25 protein-coding genes and 2 pseudogenes are annotated in these 25,643 nt (G+C 57.8%); 9 read left to right on the top strand and 18 right to left on the bottom strand.

Annotated features, from left to right (window positions below; genetic code table 11):
* The first annotated feature begins 68 nt into the window (after positions 1–68).
* Complete coding sequence (gene glgA / locus IFT84_RS07165; RefSeq protein ID WP_192117969.1) at positions 69–1,517, top strand: glycogen synthase GlgA; 1,449 nt, start codon at positions 69–71, stop codon at positions 1,515–1,517.
* 66 nt (positions 1,518–1,583) lie between these two features.
* Here the strand turns inward: glgA and IFT84_RS07170 are convergent, their stop codons facing one another.
* Positions 1,584–2,102, bottom strand: a complete 519-nt coding sequence (locus IFT84_RS07170; RefSeq protein WP_192117970.1) for a DUF992 domain-containing protein — start codon at positions 2,100–2,102, stop codon at positions 1,584–1,586.
* A gap of 379 nt (positions 2,103–2,481) precedes the next feature.
* Here IFT84_RS07170 and IFT84_RS07175 point away from each other — a divergent pair, with 379 nt between their 5' ends.
* From IFT84_RS07175 to IFT84_RS07190, 4 genes are read left to right on the top strand one after another with little or no spacing between them, the layout of a single operon-like run.
* Complete coding sequence (locus IFT84_RS07175) at positions 2,482–3,477, top strand: sulfate ABC transporter substrate-binding protein (RefSeq protein WP_446737580.1); 996 nt, start codon at positions 2,482–2,484, stop codon at positions 3,475–3,477.
* A gap of 3 nt (positions 3,478–3,480) precedes the next feature.
* Positions 3,481–4,338: a sulfate ABC transporter permease subunit CysT gene (cysT, locus tag IFT84_RS07180; RefSeq protein WP_192117972.1), complete on the top strand. Its 858-nt coding sequence runs from the start codon at positions 3,481–3,483 to the stop codon at positions 4,336–4,338.
* The gene (gene cysW / locus IFT84_RS07185; RefSeq protein WP_192117973.1) at positions 4,328–5,203 is read left to right on the top strand and encodes a sulfate ABC transporter permease subunit CysW; all 876 of its coding nucleotides are present in this window, start codon (positions 4,328–4,330) and stop codon (positions 5,201–5,203) included. Before cysT ends, cysW begins: the two co-directional genes overlap by 11 nt.
* 24 nt (positions 5,204–5,227) lie before the next feature.
* A complete protein-coding gene (locus IFT84_RS07190) occupies positions 5,228–6,265 on the top strand; it encodes a sulfate/molybdate ABC transporter ATP-binding protein (RefSeq protein ID WP_192117974.1) in 1,038 nt (345 codons plus the stop codon).
* Positions 6,266–6,301: 36 nt separating this feature from the next.
* On the opposite strand, the gene IFT84_RS07195 is transcribed toward IFT84_RS07190, so the two are convergent.
* Genes IFT84_RS07195 through IFT84_RS07215 form a run of 5 tightly spaced genes read right to left on the bottom strand, consistent with a single transcriptional unit; the run spans position 6,302 to position 10,790 of the window.
* Positions 6,302–7,255, bottom strand: coding sequence for an aliphatic sulfonate ABC transporter substrate-binding protein (locus IFT84_RS07195; RefSeq protein WP_244651126.1), 954 nt, complete (start codon positions 7,253–7,255; stop codon positions 6,302–6,304).
* A 23-nt stretch (positions 7,256–7,278) separates the two neighbouring features.
* Positions 7,279–7,983, bottom strand: coding sequence for an ABC transporter ATP-binding protein (locus tag IFT84_RS07200; RefSeq protein ID WP_192117975.1), 705 nt, complete (start codon positions 7,981–7,983; stop codon positions 7,279–7,281).
* Entirely contained in the window at positions 7,980–8,813 is an 834-nt protein-coding gene (locus tag IFT84_RS07205; protein ID WP_192117976.1) for an ABC transporter permease, read from the bottom strand. The genes IFT84_RS07200 and IFT84_RS07205 overlap by 4 nt, the downstream gene beginning before the upstream one ends.
* Positions 8,810–9,940, bottom strand: a complete 1,131-nt coding sequence (locus IFT84_RS07210; protein ID WP_192117977.1) for an LLM class flavin-dependent oxidoreductase — start codon at positions 9,938–9,940, stop codon at positions 8,810–8,812. Before IFT84_RS07210 ends, IFT84_RS07205 begins: the two co-directional genes overlap by 4 nt.
* A 1-nt stretch (position 9,941) precedes the next feature.
* Positions 9,942–10,790 (bottom strand): ABC transporter substrate-binding protein, encoded by an 849-nt coding sequence (locus IFT84_RS07215; RefSeq protein ID WP_192117978.1) that lies wholly within the window; start codon positions 10,788–10,790, stop codon positions 9,942–9,944.
* A 127-nt stretch (positions 10,791–10,917) separates the two neighbouring features.
* Between IFT84_RS07215 and IFT84_RS07220 the strand changes: the two genes are divergently transcribed.
* The gene (locus tag IFT84_RS07220) at positions 10,918–11,295 is read left to right on the top strand and encodes an ArsR/SmtB family transcription factor (RefSeq protein ID WP_192117979.1); all 378 of its coding nucleotides are present in this window, start codon (positions 10,918–10,920) and stop codon (positions 11,293–11,295) included.
* Positions 11,296–11,353: 58 nt separating this feature from the next.
* On the opposite strand, the gene queC is transcribed toward IFT84_RS07220, so the two are convergent.
* The 12 genes from queC to bioB all read right to left on the bottom strand — a co-directional run bounded on the left by queC (position 11,354) and on the right by bioB (position 21,960).
* Positions 11,354–12,052, bottom strand: coding sequence for a 7-cyano-7-deazaguanine synthase QueC (gene queC, locus IFT84_RS07225; protein WP_192117980.1), 699 nt, complete (start codon positions 12,050–12,052; stop codon positions 11,354–11,356).
* Positions 12,053–12,054: 2 nt separating this feature from the next.
* Positions 12,055–12,411, bottom strand: a complete 357-nt coding sequence (queD, locus tag IFT84_RS07230; RefSeq protein WP_192117981.1) for a 6-carboxytetrahydropterin synthase QueD — start codon at positions 12,409–12,411, stop codon at positions 12,055–12,057.
* Positions 12,408–13,040, bottom strand: coding sequence for a 7-carboxy-7-deazaguanine synthase (gene queE / locus IFT84_RS07235; protein ID WP_192117982.1), 633 nt, complete (start codon positions 13,038–13,040; stop codon positions 12,408–12,410). The genes queD and queE overlap by 4 nt, the downstream gene beginning before the upstream one ends.
* 101 nt (positions 13,041–13,141) lie before the next feature.
* Complete coding sequence (locus IFT84_RS07240; RefSeq protein ID WP_192117983.1) at positions 13,142–14,293, bottom strand: alpha/beta hydrolase; 1,152 nt, start codon at positions 14,291–14,293, stop codon at positions 13,142–13,144.
* Positions 14,294–14,379: 86 nt separating this feature from the next.
* Complete coding sequence (locus IFT84_RS07245) at positions 14,380–15,384, bottom strand: LacI family transcriptional regulator (protein WP_192117984.1); 1,005 nt, start codon at positions 15,382–15,384, stop codon at positions 14,380–14,382.
* 96 nt (positions 15,385–15,480) lie between these two features.
* Complete coding sequence (locus tag IFT84_RS07250) at positions 15,481–16,386, bottom strand: YsnF/AvaK domain-containing protein (RefSeq protein WP_244651127.1); 906 nt, start codon at positions 16,384–16,386, stop codon at positions 15,481–15,483.
* Entirely contained in the window at positions 16,383–16,790 is a 408-nt protein-coding gene (locus IFT84_RS07255) for a YsnF/AvaK domain-containing protein (RefSeq protein ID WP_192117985.1), read from the bottom strand. Before IFT84_RS07255 ends, IFT84_RS07250 begins: the two co-directional genes overlap by 4 nt.
* 89 nt (positions 16,791–16,879) lie before the next feature.
* Positions 16,880–17,854 (bottom strand): beta-ketoacyl-ACP synthase III, encoded by a 975-nt coding sequence (locus IFT84_RS07260; RefSeq protein ID WP_192117986.1) that lies wholly within the window; start codon positions 17,852–17,854, stop codon positions 16,880–16,882.
* Positions 17,854–19,113: an adenosylmethionine--8-amino-7-oxononanoate transaminase gene (locus IFT84_RS07265; RefSeq protein WP_192117987.1), complete on the bottom strand. Its 1,260-nt coding sequence runs from the start codon at positions 19,111–19,113 to the stop codon at positions 17,854–17,856. The genes IFT84_RS07260 and IFT84_RS07265 overlap by 1 nt, the downstream gene beginning before the upstream one ends.
* Positions 19,107–19,745: a dethiobiotin synthase gene (gene bioD / locus IFT84_RS07270; protein ID WP_192117988.1), complete on the bottom strand. Its 639-nt coding sequence runs from the start codon at positions 19,743–19,745 to the stop codon at positions 19,107–19,109. The genes IFT84_RS07265 and bioD overlap by 7 nt, the downstream gene beginning before the upstream one ends.
* Positions 19,745–20,890: an 8-amino-7-oxononanoate synthase gene (locus tag IFT84_RS07275; protein WP_192117989.1), complete on the bottom strand. Its 1,146-nt coding sequence runs from the start codon at positions 20,888–20,890 to the stop codon at positions 19,745–19,747. The genes bioD and IFT84_RS07275 overlap by 1 nt, the downstream gene beginning before the upstream one ends.
* On the bottom strand, positions 20,884–21,960 hold the full coding sequence (gene bioB / locus IFT84_RS07280; protein ID WP_192117990.1) for a biotin synthase BioB: 1,077 nt from the start codon (positions 21,958–21,960) through the stop codon (positions 20,884–20,886). The genes IFT84_RS07275 and bioB overlap by 7 nt, the downstream gene beginning before the upstream one ends.
* A 146-nt stretch (positions 21,961–22,106) precedes the next feature.
* Between bioB and IFT84_RS07285 the strand changes: the two are divergent.
* The 3 genes and pseudogenes from IFT84_RS07285 to IFT84_RS07295 form a co-directional block, all read left to right on the top strand.
* A pseudogene (locus IFT84_RS07285) lies at positions 22,107–23,281 on the top strand (zinc-dependent alcohol dehydrogenase).
* 329 nt (positions 23,282–23,610) lie between these two features.
* A complete protein-coding gene (locus IFT84_RS07290; protein WP_192117991.1) occupies positions 23,611–24,468 on the top strand; it encodes a cache domain-containing protein in 858 nt (285 codons plus the stop codon).
* 14 nt (positions 24,469–24,482) lie between these two features.
* Positions 24,483–25,634, top strand: a pseudogene (locus tag IFT84_RS07295) (methyl-accepting chemotaxis protein); the annotation flags it as partial.
* Positions 25,635–25,643: the final 9 nt, after the last annotated feature.

Consider the following 25,643-nt stretch of genomic DNA (forward strand, 5'->3'; position numbering starts at 1 on the left):
TCCGCGCCGTAGGTGGCCTCCCCTGCTACCGGGTGGGGATGCGACCAGAAGCCAGGAAACTTGCCCGTATGAATATCCTCTCTGTTACGTCGGAGATCTATCCTCTTATTAAAACGGGCGGTCTTGCCGATGTTACAGGGTCTCTGCCCAAGGCACTGGAGCCCTTTGGGGCGCATACCCGCACCCTTCTTCCGGGCTACCCCAAAGTGATGAAACAGCTTGGCGAAACCCGCCAGCATGCCAGCTTTCACAATCTGTTTGGCGCTGAGGCGCGACTTCTGTCCGCAACGGTTGAGGGTCTGTTCGTCTATATACTGGACGCGCCAGAATTCTATGATCGCCCCGGTGGGCCCTATGTGAACGAGGCCGGCAAAGACCACCCGGACAACTGGAAACGCTTTGCCGCGCTCGCGCGCGTGGGGGCCGAGATCGCCGGTGGCCTTCTGCCGGACTGGAAGCCAGATCTGGTACACACCCATGACTGGCAGTCGGCGCTTACGTCCGTTTACATGCATTACGGGCGCGCCCGCTTCGTACCAAGCGTTCTGACAGTGCACAACCTCGCCTTTCAAGGACAGTTCAGTGCTGAGCTGTTCGATCAACTCGAACTGCCGAGCGAGGCTTTTTCGGTCAATTGTCTCGAATATTATGGGGACATCAGCTACCTCAAGGGTGGGTTGCAGACAGCCAATGCCATTTCGACCGTGAGCCCGACCTATGTGCGCGAAACTCTGACCCCGGAGTTCGGCATGGGTTTGGACGGGGTTTTGAACGAACGTTTGAACGACCTGCGCGGTATCGTTAACGGTATCGATGTAGAGGTCTGGAACCCGTCAAGCGACCCGTATCTGATCCAGAATTATTCAACTCAATACATGCGTCGCCGATACTTCAACCGGATGCGCCTTATCGAAGAGTTCGGAATCGATGATGACCGAGGTCCGATCTTTGCCGTTGTCAGCCGCCTGACCTGGCAAAAAGGCGTGGATATGCTGCCCGACGTGGTGGACGACATTGTCGCTCAAGGCGGCAAGCTCATTGTGCTGGGACAGGGCGACAGCGCCATTGAAGATGCGCTACGCGCTACTGCATTGCGCCACCCGGGCCGCGTGTCGGTAACGATTGGGTATAAAGAAAGCCTTGCCCATCTCATTCATGGCGGAGCGGATTCAGTGCTACAGCCTTCGCGCTTTGAGCCTTGCGGCCTGACGCAGCTTTACGCGTTGCGCTATGGGTGCGTGCCAATCGTGTCGCGCACCGGCGGTCTTTCGGAAACCATTATCGACGCCAACGAAGCTGCGATGTCGGCCCGTGTAGCAACGGGTTTCCAGTTTCATCCCATTGATGCGGATGGCCTGCGGCTGGCTTTGATGCGGGTGTTTGAAGCCTACCAGAAGCCGAAGGTCTGGGCGCGTCTGCAGCATCAGGCTATGAAGGCGGATTTTTCATGGGAGCGTAGCGCCGGGCAGTACGCGGAGCTTTACCAAAGCGTCTTGCAACAGGCTGCTGCGGCCTAATAGTTCAAGTCACAAAAAAAGACGCTGCTCAGTGCAGCGTCCTTTTTATCAAGTCTGGTTCAATTTTCAGTTGGCAGCAGCAAGCGTGATCGATGCGCTACCGGCAGCAACATTAAGACCCAACTGGCCGGTGAGGCTGACGGCCTGCAACTGGATGGAACCCGATGTACCACCGATCAACACATTGGCACCGACGCCAGCACCGACTGTGGCTTCAGCGCTCGCGCCGCCGTAAAAGCCGGAGAGCGAACCGCGGTGATAACCGGCCGTTGGCGCAAATACAGCCCAGACAAGCTTGCTGCGCGTCGTGAAGCCGAGGTCAACACCGATCTTGCGGATGGCACCAACATAGCGCTCGGACCGCTTGGGGCCGACTGTGGACTGGAAGACGCAATCGGCTTCCTTGGCCGAGCCGATGACATATCCAACGCCACCGCCGATTTCGCACTCAAGATAACCGATCTTGACGCCATTGCGCTCATCTTGCTCTTCGTAAACGACAACAGGGTCGGCAGCGCGGGCAGCGGTTACGCCAGCGGCGGTTAATGTGGTGGCGGCCAGTGCCAAAGCGAGGGTCTTGTTCATCGTGCTCTCCTTCAAACCCGAACAGGCGCAATTGCTGCCGCGTTCGGTCAATAATTTTCAGGCCGTTAACGTTTGTAAACGAAAAAGGATCCATCTTCACATGCGCGTATTCAAAGACAGCGAAAAAGCGTTTCGCTTGGTGGCCCGGTCGTTGGCAATCCTTTTCGCTGTTGCCCCCGCAAACGCTTGTTTTCTGCGTTCTTAAATTTCGCCGTCTCTATACATTAGAGTGGAGCGAACCCTGAAGGCCAGAGATGCGGGCATGGGGGGGCTTGTCGGACACCGTGCTTGCGGTAAAGTCATGAACCAGAAACCTGATGCGCAGACGAGAGCGCAAGTGGAGGCAAGAATGCGGATGAAACGACTCACGAAAGCACTGATGGCAGGCTTAATTGTCGGAACCGTTCAGTTGACTGGCATTGGCGCAGCCTTCGCAGACAGCACTATCTTAAATGTGTCCTATGATCCGACACGGGAATTATACAAGGATTACAATGCTGCTTTTGCCAAGCACTGGCAGGCTGAAACCGGCGAAACGGTGACCATCCAGACCTCCCACGGCGGCAGCGGCAAGCAGGCGCGCTCCGTCATCGATGGTCTTGAGGCGGATGTGGTCACACTCGCTCTGGAAGCCGATATCGACGCAATCGTTGACGCCACCAAGAAAATTCCCGCCGACTGGCGCGGACGCCTCGAAAACAACAGTGCGCCCTACACGTCTACAATCGTGTTTCTGGTGCGCAAGGGAAATCCTAAAGGCATTAAGGACTGGGGCGATCTGGTGAAGGATGATGTTCAGGTCATCACGCCAAACCCGAAAACATCGGGCGGTGCGCGTTGGAATCTGCTGGCCGCATGGGCGTGGGCGCGTCAGGCCAATGGTGGCGACGATGCCAAGGCGCAGGCCTATGTCGCTGATCTCTTCAAACATGTGCCCGTGCTGGATACGGGCGCACGGGGCGCAACCACAACATTCGTGCAGCGCGGTCTGGGCGACGTCCTGCTGGCTTGGGAAAACGAAGCCTACCTATCGCTCGAAGAGCTGGGACCGGACAGTTTTGAAATCGTGACGCCATCCGTATCGATCAAGGCGGAACCTCCGGTTTCGCTGGTGGATGCGAATGTGGATGCCAAAGGCACCCGAAAGGTGGCAGAAGCCTACTTGAAGTATCTGTACTCCGATGAGGGCCAGAAAATCGCGGCCAAGCATTACTACCGCCCCTTCAAGCCTGAGGTTGCAGACCCTGCCGATGTTGCCCGGTTCAAGGATGTCAAGCTGTCCACCATCGATGATTTCGGCGGTTGGAAGGAAGCACAGCCCAAATTCTTCGCCGATGGCGGTTTGTTCGATCAGATTTACCGTCCCGGCAACTAACGTATGGAATTTGGCACCGTAAAGCGGTCGCAATGGCGGTCCCCAAGCGTTCTTCCGGGCTTCGGTCTGGCGCTTGGGGCCACTCTTGTCTGGCTGACGCTGATTATTCTTATTCCCTTGTCCGGCCTCGCTGTGCGCACGAGTTCGCTCGGCTGGGCAAAGTTTTGGGCCATTGCCAGCGATGAGCGAACGCTGAAGGCACTGCAAGTCAGCTTTGGCACCGCTTTTGTAGCGGCCCTGATCAATGTTGTGTTCGGCGTTCTTCTGGCTTGGGTGCTGGTGCGTTATCGCTTTCCCGGTCGGCGCATTATTGATGCGGTGGTAGATCTGCCGTTTGCACTGCCCACCGCCGTTGCCGGTATTGCGCTGACAACACTCTATGCACCCAATGGCTGGATTGGCGCGCCGCTGGCCTCGCTGGGCCTGAAAGTTGCCTTCACTCCTGTCGGCATTGTGTTGGCTCTCGTGTTTGTCGGCCTGCCCTTTGTGGTGCGCACGGTGCAGCCGGTGATGGAGGAAATTGATCGGGAAGTGGAGGAAACCTCCGCCACGCTTGGAGCCAATCGGTTTCAGACCATTGCGCATGTGCTGCTGCCGGGGCTGCTGCCCGCCGTTCTCACGGGATTTGCGCTGGCATTTGCGCGCGGTGTCGGGGAATATGGCTCCGTCATCTTCATTGCCGGAAATCTGCCCTATGTGTCGGAGATTGCACCGCTTTTGATTGTGATACGGCTGGAAGAGTTCAACTATCCCGGTGCCACGGCCATTGCGGCAATCATGCTGATCCTTTCCTTTGCCATGCTGCTGGTCATCAATCTGATACAGGCATGGAGCAGACGGCGGTATGGCTATGGCACTTGACACAACCATTGAACAAACTGCGCTGGTGCAGGCCGCAACCTCTGAAAGCCGGGTGGCGCGCTACACCCTGATCACCATTTCGCTGGTGTTTCTGGCGCTGATCCTCGCACTGCCTCTGGCAGCCGTGTTTCACGAGGCTTTTCGCAAAGGAACTGCAGCCTTCACCTCTGCGCTGCAAGACCCGGAAACGCTATCGGCCATCAAGCTCACACTCATCGTGGCAGGCATTGCCGTGCCGCTTAATCTGGTCTTCGGCGTGGCGGCGGCCTGGGCCATCGCCAAGTTCGAGTTTCGCGGCAAGGCCTTTCTGACCACCCTGATCGACCTGCCCTTCTCGGTCTCACCGGTCATTTCCGGGCTGGTGTTCGTCATTCTGTTCGGAAGCCAGAGCCTTTTAGGGCCGGTGCTGAAAAGCTATGGCATACAAATCCTGTTTGCCGTTCCAGGGCTGGTGCTGGCAACGGTGTTTGTGACTTTCCCCTTTGTGGCGCGCGAACTGATACCGCTGATGCAGGAGCAAGGCACGGCCGATGAAGAGGCGGCGCTGTCGCTCGGTGCCAGCGGCTGGCAAACGTTTTGGCATGTGACGCTGCCCAACATCAAATGGGGCCTGCTCTACGGCGTGTTGCTCTGCAATGCCCGGGCCATGGGCGAATTTGGCGCGGTGTCTGTCGTATCCGGCCATATACGCGGGGAAACCAACACCATGCCCTTGCAGGTGGAAATTCTCTACAATGAATACAACTTCGTTGCGGCCTTTGCCGTTGCAACGTTGCTGGCTCTGCTCGCCTTGGTCACACTGGTGTTAAAAACGCTGCTGGAAATTAAATTCAGTGATGAAATCGCCGCTAGCCGCAGGCATTAAACTTATTTAGCAATTGGATTTGTAATGGAAGTACGCGTTCAAAACATCGTCAAGCAGTTCGAGCGTTTTCCTGCGCTGAAAGACGTTTCGCTCGACATTCGCTCCGGTGAGCTGATTGCGCTGCTGGGCCCATCGGGCTCCGGCAAAACAACACTGTTGCGCCTGATTGCCGGTCTGGAAAGCCCCACGGCGGGCCAGATTTTCTTCGGTGATGAAGATGCTTCGCTGAAAACCGTGCAGGAACGCAATATCGGCTTTGTGTTTCAGCACTATGCGCTGTTTCGCCATATGACGGTGCTGGACAATATCTCTTTCGGCCTTCGTATTCGCAAGGCGGACCGACGGCCCGCGAAGGCCGATATCCGCGCGCGGGCCATGGAATTGATTGATCTGGTGCAACTGTCGGGCATGGAAAAGCGCTATCCGGCGCAACTCTCCGGCGGGCAGAGGCAGCGCGTTGCGCTCGCCCGCGCCATGGCGGTGGAGCCCAATGTTCTGCTGCTGGACGAGCCGTTTGGCGCGCTGGATGCGCAGGTGCGCAAAGAACTGCGCCGTTGGCTGCGCGACATCCACAACCGCACGGGCCACACCACGGTGTTCGTCACCCATGATCAGGAAGAAGCACTGGAACTCGCCGACCGTGTGGTCGTCATGAGTCAGGGCAAGATCGAGCAGGCCGGAACGCCTGACGAAATCTACGACGCACCCAACTCGCCGTTTGTGTTCTCGTTCATCGGACAATCCAACATTCTGCCCGTCCGGGTGGAAAGCGGGCAGATCTGGCTGGAAGACAGGCCAATCGGAGTTGAATCAGCTGGTACAGCCGATGGCACGGCCAATCTGCATTTCCGTCCACATGACATCGGCTTGCAGGATGGCTGCGGCGGCTGTCTTGCCGGGATCGTCACCACCAGCCGCCGCGTGGCGGGCAAACGGCATGTAGAACTCGATATTGGCCAGCAACATGCCCGCGTCGAAATCGAGTTGCCCGCCGATCATCCTGCTACCGAAGGGTCGCGGGTTGCGTTTCGTCCCACACGCTTCAAGCTATTTCAGGCTTAATCAGGCGACCGGAGCAAACCCCGGTCGCCAATGTCATTACTTCAACGAAACGACGCCGTCGGCAACGTTGGGCATCACAGGTATAATTCCGCTTTTGGCATACCACTCGGCGATGGCGCCGATCTGTTGAACATCGGCCTCGGTTACGCCGGTCGTTGGCACGGCATTGTTTTCACCAATTTTGGCTGCCAGATCGGCGGGTATGTTCATTTCCTTCGCCCAGATCGCGCCCGCCTCGGCCTTGTTGGCCAGCCCCCAAGCATTCTCCGCTTTGATCACGTCAAAGACGAGTTGAAGCTGATCGGTTTTATTCGTGGCGAAATCCTTCGACGCTACCAGAACCACGGCATTGTCCGATTTGATTGCATCACCGTTGGCTACCACCTTGCCATCATAGGACTTTTCGGCAATTGTCAGAAATGGGTCCCAGGTCGCCCAGGCATCGACATGGCCTTGTGTGAAGCTCGGCCCGCTGTCGCTGGGGCTGAGATAAACGCGCTCGACGGATTTTGGATCAACGCCGTTGGTTTCCAGACCCCGCATCAGCAGATATTCGCCCGTACCGCCACGGTTGACGGCCACTTTCTTGCCCGCCAGATCCTTGATGGAGGCAATGCCGGACTGCTGCTTGACGACAATGCCTTCCGCGCCTGCGGCCATCTTCTGATAGGCGAAAACCACCAGCGGAATTTTGGCCGCAAGAGCCGCAATCGCGGAGGTGGAACTGCCTGCGGTGATATCGATGCTGCCTGCATTCAGCGCCTCGAACGCGGGGGCCGCTGCCGGAAACGGGCCAGCCCATTCGACCTTGATGCCCTTTTCGCCCAATGCCTTTTCCAGCGTGCCGCGCGATTTGGCCAGTGTAATATCATTGGGTCCACGCAACCAGCCGATCCGCACGACCTGATCGGCCGCGAGGCTGGCGGATGCGCTGACGAGAATGCCAGCGGTGGCGGCGAGCGATAGGAGAAAGTTACGCTTGTTCATCATTTACCGTTTCCGTTCCTTGTTGTTCAGACAGTCAAAGGTTCAACACCCAGTTCGCTCAAGAGGTCAGCCTCTATGCGTGCGAGTTCCGGGTCACTGCGTCGTCTCGGATGGGAGACGGGAACACGGACTTCCTTCGTAAAATGCCCGTCGCCCAAAACGAGGATGCGGTCGGCAAGTGCAATGGCCTCCCAGACATCATGGGTAACCAGCAGAACCGCCGGGCCGTGCTTGCGCCAGAGGTCAAACACCAGACTGTGCATACGCAGGCGGGTCAGTGCATCCAGCGAGGCAAACGGTTCATCCAGCAGCAGCAATTCAGGCTTGCGCACCAATGCGCGGGCCAAGGCTGCGCGTTGCGCCTCACCGCCAGAAAGTGTCAGCGGCCACGCGTGCTTGCGATGGGACAGGCCAACATCATCCAGCGTTTGCTGCGCCCGTTCGTCGACAGTTTTCCCGTCCACGCCGAGGGTCACGTTATCCAGCACGGTTTTCCACGGCATGAGCCGGGGTTCCTGAAACACCACCGAGCGGCGCGGTGGCAGATGCAGCCGGTCCGCCGTCCCCTCGTCCAGCCCCGCCAGCATCCGCAACAGCGTGGATTTTCCCGATCCGCTGCGGCCCAATAGGGCCACAAATTCGCCGGGCGCAATTTGCAGGTCGATGCCCTTGAGAACAGAAACAGCCCCAAACGAACGGCTCAGATTTCGGATATCAACAAGGTTCGTCATGCCAGCACCTGCGGACGCCAGCGCAGAGCGTGTGCCTCCACCAGCCGCACCAGCCCATCGGTCACCAGCCCCATCAGCGCATAGACCATCAGGCAGACGACGATGACATCCGTTTGCAGAAAATCCCGGGCATAGGTGATGATTTGGCCGATGCCGCTCGACGCGTTGATCTGCTCGCCCACGACCAGACTGAGCCACGCCACACTTAGCCCATAGCGAATGCCAACCAGCAGCGAGGGCAGTGCGCCGGGAATGAAGATATGACGGATAATGCCAAGATTGCTCAGACCCAGCGTGCGCCCGGCCTCAACCAGTTTCTTATCCACGCCGCGTATGCCGCCGAGCAGGGTCAGGTAAATCGGGAACACTGCGCCGAACGCAACAAGGCCGATCTTAGGCGTTTCGCCAATGCCGAACCACAGAATGAACAGTGGTAAGAGACCAAGGAACGGCATGGCCTTCAACATCTGGATGGGCGGGTCGATCAACAGATCACCGATGCGCGATACGCCAGCCACCAGTGCCAGCACAACACCGGCAACAAGCGCGATGGAAAAGCCCGCCAGCACCCTCAGAAAGGAGACCATAAGCCCGGTGATCAACTCGCCGGATGCAATCAGCCGCTGCGCTGCCGCAATAATATCGGTCGGCCCCGCGAGAATGCGGGCCGGGAGAATACCGGTTGCGCTTAAAACCTGCCACAGCACCAGCAGCAGCAGCGGCGAAATCAAGCGCCGTCCCAACCCAAGAAACCGCCGACCAGAGGACGGTCTCACGGCCTCATTGATCGGTCGGTCCGCGCCGGTGAGAGGTAGGGGCATATCGCTCATGAAGCAGGCTTTCCGCTGAGGTCACGGTCAAACAGGGTTGACCATGTAAACTGCTTTCGCTCCGGCGTGAACCGTTCAACCGGGAGTTTTGGCAGAACCAGCTCGCCAAAGCGATAGGCTTCCTCCAGAAGCGGCATTCCGGACAGGATGAACGTATCGACGCCAACCTTTTGATAGGCCTCCAATGTGCGGATGACCGTATCCGGCGAACCGACGATGGCGGTGCCCGGCCCCGGACGAACAAGGCCGATACCTGCCCAAAGATTGGGGGAGATTTCAAGATCGCGCAGATTGGTGGGCTTGATGCCGCCATGCATGGCGCTCATGCGCTGCTGGCCTACCGAGTCCGTGTTGGACACAAAGCGCTGGTTGGCCGCAATGGCGGCCTCGTCCATTTCATTATAGAGATCGGCGGCAGCATCCCAAGCCTTCTCATCGGTTTGGCGAACGATGACATAGAGGCGGATACCGTAATTGAGTGTGCGACCGTAAGCCTCTGCCCGCGCCTTTACCTTTTTGACTTTCTCGCCCATCTGCTCCGGCGTTTCTCCCCAAGAGAGATACGTCTCCACGTGTTTGGCCGCCACGTCGATGGCGCTATCGGAGGAACCGCCAAACCAGAGCGGCGGTGAGGCGATGCTGGTGCCAGCGGGCAGTGCCAGTTTTGCGCCTTCGGTTTGGAAATACTTGCCCGTGTGGGTAACGCTTTCACCAGCCATCAGCCTGTGCCACAGGGTCAGATATTCGTCCGCCATCTGATAGCGCTCATCATGCGGCAGCATCATGCCATAGGCACCGAGCATTTTCGCGTCGCCGGACACGACGTTCAGCATCAGCCGTCCGTTAGAGAACTCCTGAAATGTTGCCGCCATTTTTGCCAGAAGCGTCGGCGCAATCAAACCGGGATGGAAGGCAATGAGGAACTTCATTCGCTCCGTATAGGGCAGCAATGCACCCGCCAGAGGCCACACATCGTGCGCACCGGTGGCAAACAGCGCGCCGGTATAGCCCAGATGATCGTAAGCCTGCGCCAGCTGTTTGTAATAGCCATAATCGACCGCGCGCGAGCCCTCGGGCTTCCACGGATAAGCACCATCGGGGGCGCACATGTACCACAAAACATTCATATTATATCTCTTCGCCGTGCAGGCTCTTGATCGTCAGCGGTGCCGCCAGATCGCCGTGGTGAAACAGCGTATCGGCCTCCGCCTGTTGTTCGCGCAGCACCAGCGTGTCGGCAGCGGCAACGTGCCAGTTGCGCTCCGCAACCACACGGGTCCACGCGCGCCGTTCAGCCGGATCGTCGTTTGTGGAAAGCAATTCGGCAGCCTTTTCCGGGTCGGCTGCAATGGCGTTACCAAGTTGCTGTAATTCAGAGGCGAACGCGTCCAACACCTCGTCGCGCACCCCGCGCTCATTGATGGTCCAGAACAGCGAACGGTTGGGAATCAAGCTGCCGCAATCCGCCAGCACGCGAAATTCACCCGTCGCCAGTGACTGCTGCAAATGCGGAGCCATGGCGACCCATGCGCTGACCGCGCCTGATTGCAGCGCGTCCCGTGAAGCTCCCGGGGCCATATCGAGACGCTGAACATCCTTCAGCATCAAGCCGCCCTCCTCCAGCCGCTTGGCCAGAAAATAGGTAAGAAAAGACCCGTCCACCAAGGCCACGGGCTGCTCTTTGAGGTCTGCCAGATTTTGGATAATCGAGGACTCACGAACCAGAATTGCGCCGTTGGCGGGACGAGGGCTGGATGCCGCAACATAGCGGACGGCAAGCCCGGAAGCCTCCGCAAGAATGGGTGGTGTGGAGCCAGTGCCGCCGATGTCTATTGCGCCCTCTTTCAGCAAATCGGCGGTGTCGCGCCCCTCTGGATAGGCAACAAACTCGGCCTTCAGGCCCGCAAATGCGCCGGGCCATACGGATGCCAACCGCAGATGCAAATTGTTGGGATGGTGGCCAATCCGGAATGCCAATGCGAACGCCTCATTGATTGTTGATCTATAAATTTATAGAATGACGCGTCTCTCGCTTCGAGGATTGGATATCCAAACTGCGGTATCTGTATAGAAAATAATTCTGCCGGGATTGGAGGTTTGTACGATGCCCAAGACGTCACAACCACACACGCCAAAGGTCAAATGTCGTGCCATCGGCGCGGCATCGGACTTCCTCAAGGCCATATCGAATCCTGTCCGGCTGTCGATCTTGTGCGTTCTTACGGAAGGGGCGCGTTCTGTTGGTGAGCTCGAAGAGATACTGGATGTTCACCAGCCGACGCTATCGCAGCAGATCGGGGAACTTCGGGAAGCGGGACTGATTTCCGGAACGCGGCTGACGAAAGCTGTCGTGTATCGGCTGGTTGACCCGCGGGCCAGCCAAATCATCGGGCATCTCCGGCTGCTGTTTCCCGATGCGCAAGCGTCTGCCATCTGGAAAGGTGCGCAGTTTGAGACGAGCGGCCAGAACGAGATGATTTAAGCATAATCCGACCGGAGCGAAGCGAGGATCGATAAGATTATGCTCCCGATCGAAAGAGCTAAACCGCTTCCGCCCGATAGGCGTGGTATCCCTTGGCCCGCAGATCGCACGCGGGGCAGACGCCACAGCCATAGCCCCAGTCATGACGCTGGTCGCGGTTGCCGAGATAGCAGGTGTGGCTGTCTTCCACGATCAGATCAACGAGTTCCTCGCCGCCAAGCGTCTGGGCAAGCCGCCATGTCTGCGCCTTGTCGATCCACATCAACGGCGTTTCCAGCACGAAACGGCGGTCCATTCCAAGATTCAGCGCGACCTGAAGCGCCTTGATCGTATCATCCCGGCAATCCGGGTAGCCGGAAAAATCGGTTTCGCACATGCCGCCGACAATGTGTTTCAACCCCCGGCGACAGGCAAGCGCGGCTGCGAAAGTGAGGAAGATGATGTTGCGGCCCGGCACGAACGAATTTGGCAAGCCTCCCTCCTCCATTTCAATTTCAATGTCACGCGTCAGCGATGTCTGCGACACCTCGCCCAGCGCCGCCAGCGATATGGTGTGGTCCTCACCGAGCTTTGCGGCCCAATCCGGGTTCATCGTGCGAAGACCAGCCCGCAAGGCTTCGCGGCATTCCAGCTCGATCCGGTGACGCTGTCCGTAGTCGAAACCCAAGGTTTCCACCGTGTCAAATCGGTCCAGCGCCCACGCAAGACAGGTGGCGGAATCCTGACCGCCGGAAAACAGCACCAGAGCGCCAGCCATACCTATTCTCCCGTGTATTCGGCCCAGCAGGCCGGCGTTTCATAAACCTTGACCGAGGACAGGGCAGGCAAAAGCGGCTTGGTGCGATCCCAAATCCACATGGAAATATGCTCCGCAGTGGGGTTTTCCAAACCGTCGATATCGTTCAGCGTATGGTGGTCCAATTGCTGCAACAGCGGGCCGAAGGCATGCTCAACATCAAAGAAGTCGATGACAAAGCCTGTTGCCGGATCAATCGGCCCTTCCAGTTGCAACTCCACCCGGTATGAGTGGCCGTGCATACGGTGGCACTTGTGCGTAGCGGGCACGTTGGGAAGGCGGTGGGCCGCCTCAAAGGTGAAGGCCTGAGTGATTTTCATGGAATTCCAATCAGTTTATGCGTTTGGAGGCTGAGCCTCCACGGTGGGTTCTCAAGACAATAGGCGGCAACGGCGGCCGTGTTTTCGGCCTGTTGCGGACCGTCCATTGGTTGCAGCCAGTAATGGGTGAATTCCATGTCGGTCATCTGCTGCGGGCCGAAGTCAACCTGCGGGTAAACCAGCTTCAACTCGTGGCCGCGCCTGAGCACGATGGGGGCACCGGCCTTGGGGCTTACGCAAATCCAGTCAACACCGTCTGGCGCTTCCAGCGTACCGTTGGTTTCCACGGCAATTTCAAAGCCATGGGCGTGGACAGCGTTAACAAGAGCGGTATCCAGTTGCAGAAGCGGCTCCCCGCCGGTGAACACGACGAACCGGTTTGCTTGCCCTGGCCCCCACGTGGCGGCAATGGAATCCGCCAGCGCATGTTCGGTTTTAAACTTGCCACCGCCTTCACCGTCTGTGCCGATGAAGTCCGTATCGCAGAACTGACACACGGCAGCGTGCCGATCACTTTCGCGCCCGGACCACAAATTACAGCCCGCAAACCGGCAAAACACCGCAGCGCGTCCCGCCTGCGCACCTTCGCCTTGCAGCGTCTTGAACATTTCCTTGACGGCGTACGTCATACCGGTCTTCCGTGTCACTCTGTCAAACGGCAGGGTGTGCAGAACAGCCCGCCAAAATGCAAGGCTGAACTGATAAAGCAAGCAGGATTATGACACCTGCACTATTCCGGCGCCAGTACGCTGCTGACCAGCCGGAACGGGCTGGAGACCGCCGCACCCGCCACATCGAAAATGAACGAGCCCACCCGCGCGCCTGCATTTCCATCACGGTTTTCAAGCGATGCCAGTTGTGGACCAAACTGTGCGAGACTGGCGTAGCGGTCATGGCCCAAGCCATCCGGTCCTTCCAGCGACGAAATATCGATGAGGCGAATCCCGTATTGGACAGCCAGTTCCTGTACCCGCGGATCGTCCACATCCAGCCTCCCGACGCGCGGCCGTTCGCCACTGATAAAGCTGGAGGCGATCAGCGCCTTGTCATCTTTTGAGACGAACAGCGTCAACGGCACGGGCAACGTGCCGACCACTTCCAGTTGAGACCGGAAAACCTGAGCATCAATATCAGGCGCGGCCAGCGCTACGACGAGCCGTTTGAGAATATCCTGACGTCCTTGAATTTTGAGTTCCTGAAGAACCTCCATAACCAGAAAGCCGCCCATACTGTGCCCAAACAGCACGATGCGCTTGACCGTCGGCTGTTCGGACAACGCAATGATGAGGGATTTCAAATCCTGACGGGACGAGAGTGCCGCATCGCGGTCTCCAACATAGCCGGTGAGTGAGCCCGCCGATGGCCATGAAAACAGGATGGGGTCTGCACCTGTGCGGCTTTTGGCGTCGACTGCAAACTGCACGAGGCGAAACAGCGCCTCCTGAAACCGGTAATTATAGCCATGGACGAAAATGTTGACCGTGCCATTGGCATCCACACGTTCGCGCGCCATGGACAGAAACTGCGCCTGCGACAAGGCTTTGCGCGCAGTCACCACCATATCCCGGCGTGGATCCGGCTTGGCCTTTGGATACTCGATTTGTGTCAGGCGATGAGTCGGCGGAATGGACACCGTATAGGTTTCGAACGCCACAGCGCCACGATCCGTGCCATAGCCTTCACCATCGCGTATGCGGTTGGTGGCAGACAGCAAAGTCACCTGTTCTCGCGTGGGCTCTGTGAGATTGACCGGTTGCAACACTGCCGCCGTGGGTCGGCTGGCACAGCCCGACACCACTGCGAGGCTTAGAAAAGCCGAGATCAAGGAAATATGCCAGCGAGACAAAAAGCCGTTATCAGTCAACGCGCTGGCAATAATCATGATGCTCTGGTCCGTATCAGGCTTGTTGAATGTTTGTGACATCAACGCATAAAGAAACAACGTGATTTTGCCTATCGCTATTTACGTTATCCGATTGTCTGCAAAATCTGCGGTTTGCCCCCTGCCAGCCGGGCCAACACGGCCTTGCCGAGTTGCAACCCGGCAAGCTTGAAATCTTCCGTCACCACGATCAACTGTGGCCGGAACCATGGCAGAATATCGGTGGACTGTTTCGCCGCGACATCAACATCCTCGCCGATCGTCAAATCCGCTGCCTCAATGCCTGCAACAAGTGCGATGGCCGCCGCCGAACCGCCACAGATCAGCCCATCCGGCCGATCGGGTTGCATCATCAGGTCGCGTATTTTGGTCCGCAGTTCGTCAAGCGGTGTGTCGATATCAATGCCGCCGAACACGACACCGCTGGCCCCGGTCTCCCTCAACCCACGCTGAAACCCGCTGACCGCGTGGCCGTAATAGGTGAGTGCGGGCGGTGGCGTTAGTACTGCCAGACGCTTTCGTCCTCGTGCGGCCAGCGCCTTTACCATATCGAAAGTAAAGGTGTCGTTGTCGAAATCGTGGTATGGATGGTGGATACCCAGTTCCGTGCGGCCATGCGTAGCAAACGGAATATTGTGCTCGGTCAGGTATCGCACGCGTGCATCCTGCGGCTCGGTTCGCGACAGGATGATAGCGTCCGCTGATCCCGTTTCCACCACGTAACGAACCGGGTCCATCGGGTCTTTTGAATGTAGGTAGGGGGTCAGGATCAGATGGTATTGGGTGCCAACCAGAGCCTGCGACACACCGTGGATGACCTGAGAGGTAAATCCCATGATTTCGTCCTGCGTGTTCAACAGCAGTGCAATCACGTTGGTCTTGCCGGTGCGCAGCCGCACGCCCGCCCGGTTGGGCCGGTAGCCCACTTGTTTGGCAATCTGTTGAACGCGGCGGCGGGTTGCCGGACCAATTTCCGGTGCATCCTTCAGCGCACGCGAAACCGTCGTCACGCCAAGGCCGGCCATGAGCGCAATGGTTTTCAGTGTTGGGCGGATGCCCTCCTCTGCCGGTGCCGTATCACGTTCTTTCATCGGTTCTCCCCATCCGGACATGTGACACAGACAGTTCCGCGTGCGCAACGAAAAAGGCCGGACAAAGCCCGGCCTTTTCCCTTAAGAATGCGGTGATTAGCGACGCGGCAGATCGGTGACGTTGTTGGTGCCGGACTTGATACCGATACGCTCGTCTTCCACTTCCACTTCGGTGTGGCGCACGGTATCGCTGACGGTTTCGGTGCGCTGCTCGGATTCTTTGCGCAGCGCAATCTCTTCCGTCACGCGTACATCCTTCGAGACGACAGCTTCCTCGCGACGCTCTTCGGCTTCAATCGTGCGGTCGGTAAAAGCTGCATCCGTGCCGGATACGGCGCGATCAACAGGGCGACGCTCCAGAAACACGTTTTCATTGCGCAAGGAAACATCTTCGCTAACAGGTGTTTCCACCACATAGGAGCGAACCCGCACACGGCCAACGTTCACATCGCGCTTACCGACCTTGATCTGCTCCTGATAGACTGGGATCACGTCTTCATCGCCGGTGGATGTGCTGGAACCGGTGAGGCCAACGCCACCGCCCAGTGCGCCTGCATCGGCATAGGTCCGCTCGGACGTTGTATCGACCAGATCGTCGGCAACGGTTTGATGGCCGGACCAGCCTTCTGCACGCCAGGATGCTTCGCGTTCGTCCAGATCTATGCTGCCTTCGTCGTCCAGAATATCGAGTGCGACGTCATGCTGTTCGGTCGTCAGGTTGGACACGCTCACCAAATAGCCACCCCGGCGCAGACCTTCTGCGTAGGTGTTGCGGTCATCATCCGGCATGAACAGATCGCCGAGCGATGCCCAGAAGCCCTTGTGATCGGTCTCGACATGGCCGGAACTCGTATCATTGCCCGCTACAACGCGAATGCTGTCGTGAGCAATACCGGCTGCCTGCAGACGCTCGACAGCGGAATCGGCATCAGACCGGGACTCAAAGAATGCCGTCAGCGTATTGTAAGATGACGATGTGGTCGTTTCGGAATACATGCTCATGGTAATTTCTCCTCGAAATTATCGGGTTGAGGGACAGTTGTTCTTTCCAGCTCCGCCCGTTGCTTGCGCAACGTTACGGGAACAGAAACATCTTGCGCGGTGGACACACGGAGGATGTGAATTTCCTCCTTCAACACCAGCCGCTTTTCAACGATGACGATCTCTTCCAGAACAGGAATGATCGTAACATCACCTTCGGTGCGAACCTGCGGGGCGACATCGACTTCGCGGTCGATGGGAACGCGGGTCACCGAAACGGTTTCTGTGTTGAGTCGGGTATTAACGGTTTCATCAACAGTATCTGTATGAGTGGTTACTCGCACACGACCTGTGACGACTTCGGCTTTACTGACCGATATGGTCTCTTCCAAAAGTGGAATTATGATTTCTTCAGGCTCGGACATCAACTTACCACCGCGTTAAGCTTCAACAACGGCGGTATGACTGATTGGTTCCGATGGTTAATCTTCAATCCTAGGGATTGACAGAACGATTACAATCTCATGACAATCGCACCTGCGCTGAGCCCTGCGCCCGCCGCGGTCATCAACACGGTTTCACCGGATGTTAATTGCCGTTGCTGATGCTTCATGGACAGACTAAGCGGAATGGTCGCAGCCGACGAATTTCCATAGGCGCTGATGGAGCCGACCAGCTTGCACGGATCAACCCCCAGAGTGGCGGCGACCAACTCCACCATGCGTGTATTGGCCTGATGGGCAGCCACGTAATCCACCGCGTTGATTTGCAGATTTGCTCGGGAAAGGGCTGTCTGTGCACAGCCTGCCATCGCAGCCACAGCCTTGATAAACAAACCCTTGCCGTCGCGCATTGCCATGCGGGTATCGGTTATGGTCGTCCCCTCGCCGAAGGGGGCCGCGCTGCCGCCTGCGGGAATGCCGATGAAATCATAGGCGCTGCCATCGGACACAAGGTCAAGACCCAGAACGCCCCGATGCGGCTCGTCGACCGGCGTTACCACCACTGCGCCCGCAGCATCGGCAAACAGAACAGCGCTGGCGCGATCCTCGAAATTCAGGCGGCGGCTCAAAATGTTGGCGGCGATCACGAGGACCGATTTGTTCTGTGTGCGGCAAAAGCTATCGGCCAGTGCCAGCGCATAGACAAAGCCGGAACAGGCGCCCGCCATATCCAGCGTACCGCAGGCAAGGCCCAGATGGTGGGCAACCAACGGTGATGTCGGCGGCAGAAGATGATCCGGCGTGGAGGTTGCCAGCAACACAAGGCCAATCTCTGCCGGGTCTATGCCAGCACTCTGCAAGGCCATGCGCCCGGCCTTCACCGCGAAATGGCAGAGCGTCTCGCCATCGCCAGCATAGCGCCGTGCGATGACGCCGGTGCGCCGCTCGATCCAGCCGGCGGACAATCCAAGGCGGGTTTCCAGCTCCGCGTTGGTCACGACCATGTCAGGGACGTAGTGGCCGAAGCCGGACAGGGTCGTGCCCATTAGAGTTTGCCTTTCGAGACGGCTTCTGCCGCCTCAAGTATGGTATCCCACGCCGCTCCAATTTCGTCGGCGCCGGAGCAGTAGGGCGGCATGAGGTAAACGACATTACCCAGCGGGCGAATGAGCATGTGGCGTGAGCGGAAAAACGCGCGCAAGCGCGGCGCGACATCGCTGAGATACCCGCTGTCACCCACCACCAAATCCACCGCAGCGATGGTGCCAGTTCGGCGGGGGTTTTCAACAGTGTTGCCGGTTGCAACGAGCAGGCCCTCCAACTGATGGGCGATACGGTCGATGCGGCCTTGCACCGGCTCGGTCTTCCAGACCTCAAGATTGGCAAGGCCCGCCGAGCAGGCGATGGGATTGGCCGTGTAGGAGCTGGAATGGAAGAACATCTTCGCGCGATCCGTGCTGAGATGGCTCTCGAAAATATCTGCCGTTGCCAGCGTTGCAGCCAGCGGCAGAGAACCGCCCGTCAGCCCCTTGGACGTGCAGAGAATATCGGGCGATATCTTGGCCTGCGAGCAGGCAAACATGGTGCCGGTGCGCCCCCATCCGGTCATCACCTCATCGGCGATCAGCAATACGCCGTGGCGGGTTGCAATGTCACGAAGCGCTGTCAAGAGAGCGGGCCGATACATGCACATACCACCGGCTCCCAGCACCAGCGGCTCTATCAACAGAGCCGCAACATCGCCGCTTCGACACAGGGTTTCAAACGCCTCCAGCATGCGCGCACCGCTTCCGTCGGGAAAAGGCAGACGCTCCACCTCAAACATAAGCGGCGTAAACGGCAGGTTGAACACACCCCGCGCACCCACGGACATCGTACCGATGGTGTCGCCGTGATAAGAATGCTCCAGCACGACGATGCGATGACGCTTCTGTCCGCGATTGAAGAAATGGCCCAGCGCCATTTTCAGGGCAACTTCCACCGCCGTTGATCCACTGTCCGAATAAAACACTTGAGCAAGGCCGGGCGGAGCGACCGCCAGCAATCCGCGCGCCAGTTGCTCGGCAGCGTCGTGCGTGTATTCGGCAAAAATTACCTGATTCAGCGTACGCGCGGCCTGTTCAATGGCCGCCGTGATCGTGGGATGCCGGTGACCGTGGGTGGTTACCCACCAGGAGGAAATCGCGTCGAACGTGCGGTTGCCCTCCGCATCGGTGATGAACGCGCCTCTAGCACTGACCGCTCTGCGCATGGGCGGCTCAATTCCATGCTGGGTAAATGGATGCCAGACGGGGGAGTTCAGCAACAGCACAATCCTTGCAATGCCGCCAGATCGACATTGTCGCGAAAGGCGGTCGCGAGCGTGGTCGGCGTCAATGGGTTAAGACGTGGCAAACGGCCAAGCATGCGCACGCCACTCATATCCGCAACGACCTGTTGCGTGTGCGGGACCGTATCGCCGATGAAAGCAATGCCTGCGATGGGAATGGCCCGGCTCCGTAAAGCCTCTATGGTCAGCAGCGTGTGGTTGATGGTCCCGAGCCCCGTGCGAGCGCAGACAATAACCGGCCATTGCCATCGTGCCAGCACATCGGCAAGAACATGATGGCGGGTCAGTGGCACAAGCAGCCCGCCAGCGCCTTCAATGATCAGCGGCGTATTACAAGGCGGAATGGTCAGCCCATCCACGTCGATCTCAACACCGTCCAAAGCCGCGGCATGATGGGGCGAAGCAGGCGTGTTCAGCCGGTAGGCCTCGGCCAAGATGCGATGGTCTGGCAGCGCACCGAGACGGGCGACGGTTTGACTATCCGTTTCCCCATCCAGACCGGCCTGCACTGGCTTCCAGTAGCTTGCTTGAAGGGCGGAGGCTAAACCGGCGCAAAAGACGGTTTTGCCGATATCCGTATCGGTTCCGGTCACCACGAAGCCACGCATCACACACTCTTCGCCAAGGTATGTGCGAGAGCAGCACTCATGCGTGTCATATCGTCCTCGCTGGCATTGAGCGTGATCGAAATGCGCAGCCGCGCCGTGCCTTCCGGCACCGTTGGTGGACGGATCGCGCGAATATCGAACCCTTCGTCCGCCAAAGCCGCAGACACCCGCACCGCCCGCGCATTATCGCGAATGAGAATCGGGATTATGTGCGCATTCCCCATTGTCTCGATGTTCAGATCGCCAAGCCGGGCACGCGCAAAGGCCACCCTCTCCTGCAGGTCTTGCGCCAGCGTCGGGGTATCAGCAACCATCCGCAGGGCCTCGCGCACCCCGACAGCCATAAGCGGTGACGGTGCTGTGGAATAAACGAAAGGTCGGGCTCGGTTGATGAGATAATCAATGAACGTTGCGGCAGCACAGATCAGACCGCCGGACGCACCCAGCGCTTTTCCGCAGGTGTGCAGCGAAATCAAATTATCCCGCCCCTCATAGGCAGATGCCAACCCTCTGCCCTGCGGGCCAAAAACCCCAGTCGCATGCGCTTCATCCACCACCAGAATGGCCTCATGCCGGTTGGCGACCTGCATCAGGTCATGCACCGGCGCGCGGTCCCCATCCATGGAATAGAGTGTTTCAACCGCAATCCACGCATGGCCCAGACCACCCTGCTCGCGCCACGCACGGATGGCATCATCAACGGCTTGTGCATCGTTATGGGGTGCCGCCACGACTTTTGCCTTGCTGGCCGAGATTCCATCGATGGCGCTGGCGTGGATCAGCTCGTCATAGACAATCAAATCTTCCCGCCGAGGCAATGTTGAAAACAATGCGAGATTAGCCGCAAACCCATTGGCAAAATACAGTGCTTTTTGCGCACCAAAATGTCGGGCAGCCTCCATTTCCAGCGCCGCATGCTCCGGGTGATGGCCGCGCAGCAGCCGGGAACCGCCCGCCCCCATGGGCACACCGCGCGCCAGTGCCGCCGAAATGGCCTGCGCAATGCGCGGCGCCTGGGCAAGCGCCAGATAATCGTTGGAGGCGAAATCCACCCCGCGCGCCGCGATAAGACGGCGCGCACGGCCCTTACGCTCCAACCCTGCCAGCAGCCGTGCATGCGCCCCTGTCACATCAAGCGTCAGCATGCCTCGCAGCAGCCTTTTCGCTCCGGCTCCGCCAGTGGCATGGGCCGCAACCCCAGACGGTCAAACAGCTTCATATCCTCGTTCTTTTCTGGATTATCAGCCGTCAGCAGCTTGTCACCCATGAAAATCGAATTGGCTCCAGCAAAGAAACAGAGCGCCTGCATTTCATCGCTCATATTCGTGCGCCCTGCCGAGAGCCGCACATGGGAGGCAGGCATAAGAATGCGTGCCAGCGCAATCATCCGCACGAAGTCGATAGGGTCCACCGGATCTGCATTGGCAAGGCGGGAGCCGGGAATGGGGATCAGCATGTTGATCGGCACACTTTCCGGAGGCACCTCAAGGTTGGCAAGCGTCAACAGCATGCTCATCCTGTCTTCGGGCGTTTCGCCCATGCCGAGAATGCCGCCCGCACACACCTTGATACCCGCTTCCCGTACATTGGCCAGCGTCTGCAAACGGTCGGCAAAGGTGCGGCTGGTGATAACGTTGGAATAGTAGTTTTCCGAGGTATCAATATTGTGGTTGTAATAATCCAGCCCAGCCTCAGCCAGCGTTGCCGCCTGTGCTTCGTCCAGCATACCGAGTGTCATGCAGGTTTCCATGCCCATCGACTTCACGCCGTTGATCATGGCCGCGAGCGTATCCATGTTGCGCATCTGGGGGCTACGCCACGCTGCACCCATGCAATAACGTGTTGCGCCTTCCGCCTTAGCACGGGCCGCAGCATCCAGCACCGTTTGCACGTCCATCAGCTTTGTTGCCTTCAGGCCCGTTCCCGGAGCGGCCCGGGCCGACTGGCTGCAATACCCACAGTCTTCCGGGCACCCCCCTGTTTTGATCGACAGAAGCACGCTGATCTGCACTTCGTTCGGATCGAAGTTTTCACGATGGACGGTCTGGGCGCGGAAGAGCAGATCGTTGAAGGGCAAATTATAGATAGTTTGCGCATCGTCCAATGACCAGCGTTTCGGTCCCTCGTCTTCGATAATCTGCAAACTGGACGCGCTCGGCGGCGATTGGAACCTGACCCTAGGCGTCTGCCCTTTACTGCCCGAATACAACTCCATAATACACCTCCTCGCTGCGACTATCGCCAAAATGCAGAAATTATAGATAAATTCAATAGCTAATTTGGTGCCGATTTCGGAACATAGTGGGGTCCCTGTTGTTCTACACCGGAGAAACCAACCGGCGACCTTCTAGGAGACTTCAGATGAAAGCTTTATGCTGGCACGGAAAAGGCGATATTCGCTGCGACGACGTTCGCGAACCGAAACTGCAAGACAGCCGGGACGTCATCATTAAAATGAGTGCCTGCGCCATCTGCGGATCGGACCTGCACTTGATGGACGGCTACATTCCTTTCATGGAAAAAGGCGATGTCCTTGGCCATGAATTTATGGGCGAGGTGGTCGATGTCGGCAAGGACAACAAAAACCTTAAGGTCGGTGATCGTGTGGTGGTTCCTTTCACCATCTGCTGTGGTGAGTGCGAGCAGTGCCTGAAGGGCAACTGGTCCGTATGCGAGCGCAGCAATCCAAAGCCTGAAAACGCTATCAAGGCATTTGGGTATCCTACTGCCGGCTTGTTTGGTTATTCGCATCTGACCGGAGGTTTTGCTGGCGGACAGGCGGAATTTGTTCGCGTTCCTTACGCGGATGTGTCGCCCATTATTATCCCGAATGGTATGAGTGACGAGCAGGCTCTTTTTCTGGGCGATATCTTCCCAACCGGCTGGATGGCTGCTCTGAACTGCGATATTCAACCGACAGATATCGTGGCGATCTGGGGCTGCGGTCCGGTTGGTCAGTTCGCCATCAAGAGTGCGCTGATGCTGGGCGCGGCCAGGGTTATCGCAATCGATAACGTGCCTGAACGCCTTGCGATGGCACAGCAGGCTGGCGCTGAATCATCAATTTCGATGATGAGGATGCAACCATTCCGGACCGTCTGAAGGACATGACCGGCGGCCATGGCCCGGACAAGTGCATTGACGCCGTCGGGGCGGAATCCCACGCGACTGCTTCGTTCGATGCCATGGTGGACAAGGCGAAAGCAGCCTTGCTGCTTGGTACCGACCGCCCGCATGTGTTGCGCACCGCACTGATGGCATGCCGCCCCGGCGGTATCGTCTCCGTTCCCGGTGTCTATGGTGGCTTCCTCGACAAGATTCCGTTTGGTGCCGCAATGAACAAGGGGCTGGCTATCCGCACCGGTCAGACACACGTGAACCGCTACTCCAAGGATTTGTTGCGCCGAATTGAAGAGGGTGAAATCGACCCAAGCTGGATCATCACCCACCGCGCAAAACTGGATGACGGCCCGGATCTCTATAAAACCTTCCGTGATAAGGAGGACGGCTGCATCAAAGTGGTGCTAACCGCTTGATCTACAGGGTTCACCAATGGTTCAAGACGTGACGATTCATTTACTGTAACACTGAAAAAAACCTATGTGGATGTCGAACGCAAATCGACATTCACTTATTGGTTACTAATACAGATCATTCTACTTTGAGAACGGTCTGTGGAGCAGCCAGCCTGCCCCGCCTCAATTACTGAGAAGACCGAATTTGGCTTCCTCTCATTCAGGCGGATCTGATGACCTACTTTCTACCAAGGTCTTTGGCAGCAAAACTAATGCTGATGTCCAGCATCATCTTGGCGATTGTTCTTGTAAGTTTCAGCCTGTACCTGATCAGGCAGACGCATAAAACGATGGTTCAACAAATTCGCCTTCTGGCAAATGCGGAGGCCGGGGCGATCACCCAATCGATTATTGGGCGGGTGGATCGGTCCGCAAGCGTGGGCCGCACAATTGCTGGCACAATCGGCAGTCTGCATGAAATGAATGCAATCAGCCGCTCGCAACTGATCGGTACGCTCAAAACCTATACGGTCAACGACAACAGTTTTTTCGGAAGCTGGTTTGCCGAATCCCCAAACGCTTTTGATGGCCTGACCGGAGACATCGCCAACAACGTTGCGCTCGGAACCAACGCAGAGGGCATTTTTGCGCCCTATTGGATACAGGCCGGGCCGGGCTCCTACCAGTTTCAGGCATTCCCGGTTGATTACAAAGCTGACTGGTATGCTGATGCGTTGAAAAATCCTACTGGCTATCTGTCGGAGCCCTTTGTTGCAGAGGAAACGGTGGGAAAACCGATCATTGCATCTCTCTCCTTCCCCGTTCGTTCAAAGGACAATATCATTGGTGTGGCCGGCGTCGACTTGAAGATGGAAGACCTCGCCCGCGAACTGTCAGCAATGCGGCCATTCACGGACGGTCGCATCATGCTCATTTCGAAATCCGGCAAATGGCTTGTTGGACCGCAACCCGCTGACACTATGAAAGATTACACCGGCAGCGGACCGATCAATGCCAACGGTTTCATTCCCTTTGACCGTCCTGACGGCGAAAAGATGCTGCGGATTGAATATCCGGTTGCCTTCAGCAATTTCGCCTCCGGCTGGACTCTGCTTCTTGAAGTGCCAGCTAGCGTGATTACCGACGTGGTATGGAGCCGTGTGACTGCGCTGCTCATTGGTAGTTTGCGGTGTTGGTTTCTTTGTTGATCGGTTTATGGTTTGCTGCCAATCGGTTCATTCAGCGTCCGCTTGCCGCCGTGCTGGACGACGTCAACCGACTGAATTCCGGGGACTATACACAGGCGGTGAAGGGACAGCATCGTACTGACGAAACAGGTGCGGTGGCGAGTGCGCTAGAGAGCTTTCGCCACAAACTGAATGTTGCCTTAAAGGGGGAAAAAGCAGCTCAGCTTGAACGCCAAGCGGCTGAAGCCGCCCGGCAAGCCCACGACGAAGAACGGAGCACACAGGCAACCTTGCAGCAAAGGATGGTTGAGACGTTGGGGGCGGGCCTTTCGCACTTATCCCGCGGCGACCTTGCCTTTCGTGTGCAGGAGGAATTTCCTGACAGTTATATGCGACTGAAGACCGACTTCAACGCAGCCATGGAAAGTCTTGAAGCAACGCTTTCAGCGGTGAATGGGTCCGTATCCGTTATGCACACCGGTTCAGGGGAAATTAGTTCTGCAACGCGGGACCTGTCTCAACGTACCGAGCAACAAGCGGCCAGCCTTGAAGAAACAGCCGCTGCTTTGGACGAACTGACGTCGCAGGTCAATGCCAGCGCTGACCATGCGAAAGTTGCCGCCAATACGGTTGCCGCCGCCAGCGGAGATGCCGAGCAATCAGGAGAAATCGTTCAACGCGCCATTTCGGCGATGCACAGTATCGAGCAATCATCGGCAGAAGTTGGGCGTATTATCGGGGTGATTGACGAGATAGCATTCCAGACAAACCTGCTTGCGCTGAACGCTGGCGTGGAGGCCGCGCGCGCAGGCGAAGCCGGACGTGGTTTCGCCGTGGTTGCCCAAGAGGTGCGTGAATTGGCACAACGGTCCGCGCATGCTGCCAAGGAGATCAAAGGGTTGGTTCACGCCTCATCCACACAGGTCAAAGAGGGGGTCGGACTGGTGACACAGGCGGGGGCGGCGCTTCAAAACATTGCAACACAAGTCTTGCAGATCAACCGTGTCATCGGACAGATTTCTGGCTCGGCATCCGAGCAGGCGGTTGGCCTCAAAGAAATCAATTCGGCCGTGAACCAGATGGATCAGGTCACGCAGCAAAATGCGGCGATGGTGGAAGAGACCACTGCGGCCGGACAGACGCTTGCGGACGAGGCCGCCCGTCTGAGCCAGTTGGTCAGCCGCTTCCGTTTGGCT

It is taken from the genome of Rhizobium sp. CFBP 8762 (genome assembly GCF_014841565.1).
Lineage (GTDB): Bacteria > Pseudomonadota > Alphaproteobacteria > Rhizobiales > Rhizobiaceae > CFBP-8762.

What these genes read in the sequence shown, in the direction of transcription:
- IFT84_RS07250 (WP_244651127.1), bottom strand. Translation starts at nt 16,386, where the DNA reads ATGAGCATGTATTCCGAAACGACCACATCGTCATCTTACAATACGCTG.
- cysT (WP_192117972.1), top strand. Translation starts at nt 3,481, where the DNA reads ATGGAATTTGGCACCGTAAAGCGGTCGCAATGGCGGTCCCCAAGCGTT.
- IFT84_RS07190 (WP_192117974.1), top strand. Translation starts at nt 5,228, where the DNA reads ATGGAAGTACGCGTTCAAAACATCGTCAAGCAGTTCGAGCGTTTTCCT.
- IFT84_RS07175 (WP_446737580.1), top strand. Translation starts at nt 2,482, where the DNA reads ATGGCAGGCTTAATTGTCGGAACCGTTCAGTTGACTGGCATTGGCGCA.
- bioB (WP_192117990.1), bottom strand. Translation starts at nt 21,960, where the DNA reads ATGGAGTTGTATTCGGGCAGTAAAGGGCAGACGCCTAGGGTCAGGTTC.
- IFT84_RS07210 (WP_192117977.1), bottom strand. Translation starts at nt 9,940, where the DNA reads ATGAATGTTTTGTGGTACATGTGCGCCCCCGATGGTGCTTATCCGTGG.
- glgA (WP_192117969.1), top strand. Translation starts at nt 69, where the DNA reads ATGAATATCCTCTCTGTTACGTCGGAGATCTATCCTCTTATTAAAACG.
- IFT84_RS07195 (WP_244651126.1), bottom strand. Translation starts at nt 7,255, where the DNA reads ATGATGAACAAGCGTAACTTTCTCCTATCGCTCGCCGCCACCGCTGGC.
- IFT84_RS07200 (WP_192117975.1), bottom strand. Translation starts at nt 7,983, where the DNA reads ATGACGAACCTTGTTGATATCCGAAATCTGAGCCGTTCGTTTGGGGCT.
- IFT84_RS07205 (WP_192117976.1), bottom strand. Translation starts at nt 8,813, where the DNA reads ATGAGCGATATGCCCCTACCTCTCACCGGCGCGGACCGACCGATCAAT.
- queE (WP_192117982.1), bottom strand. Translation starts at nt 13,040, where the DNA reads ATGACGTACGCCGTCAAGGAAATGTTCAAGACGCTGCAAGGCGAAGGT.
- IFT84_RS07240 (WP_192117983.1), bottom strand. Translation starts at nt 14,293, where the DNA reads ATGATTATTGCCAGCGCGTTGACTGATAACGGCTTTTTGTCTCGCTGG.
- IFT84_RS07245 (WP_192117984.1), bottom strand. Translation starts at nt 15,384, where the DNA reads ATGAAAGAACGTGATACGGCACCGGCAGAGGAGGGCATCCGCCCAACA.
- IFT84_RS07170 (WP_192117970.1), bottom strand. Translation starts at nt 2,102, where the DNA reads ATGAACAAGACCCTCGCTTTGGCACTGGCCGCCACCACATTAACCGCC.
- queD (WP_192117981.1), bottom strand. Translation starts at nt 12,411, where the DNA reads ATGAAAATCACTCAGGCCTTCACCTTTGAGGCGGCCCACCGCCTTCCC.
- IFT84_RS07260 (WP_192117986.1), bottom strand. Translation starts at nt 17,854, where the DNA reads ATGGGCACGACCCTGTCCGGCTTCGGCCACTACGTCCCTGACATGGTC.
- IFT84_RS07255 (WP_192117985.1), bottom strand. Translation starts at nt 16,790, where the DNA reads ATGTCCGAGCCTGAAGAAATCATAATTCCACTTTTGGAAGAGACCATA.
- IFT84_RS07290 (WP_192117991.1), top strand. Translation starts at nt 23,611, where the DNA reads ATGGTTCAACAAATTCGCCTTCTGGCAAATGCGGAGGCCGGGGCGATC.
- queC (WP_192117980.1), bottom strand. Translation starts at nt 12,052, where the DNA reads ATGGCTGGCGCTCTGGTGCTGTTTTCCGGCGGTCAGGATTCCGCCACC.
- IFT84_RS07275 (WP_192117989.1), bottom strand. Translation starts at nt 20,890, where the DNA reads ATGCTGACGCTTGATGTGACAGGGGCGCATGCACGGCTGCTGGCAGGG.
- bioD (WP_192117988.1), bottom strand. Translation starts at nt 19,745, where the DNA reads ATGCGTGGCTTCGTGGTGACCGGAACCGATACGGATATCGGCAAAACC.
- cysW (WP_192117973.1), top strand. Translation starts at nt 4,328, where the DNA reads ATGGCACTTGACACAACCATTGAACAAACTGCGCTGGTGCAGGCCGCA.
- IFT84_RS07220 (WP_192117979.1), top strand. Translation starts at nt 10,918, where the DNA reads ATGCCCAAGACGTCACAACCACACACGCCAAAGGTCAAATGTCGTGCC.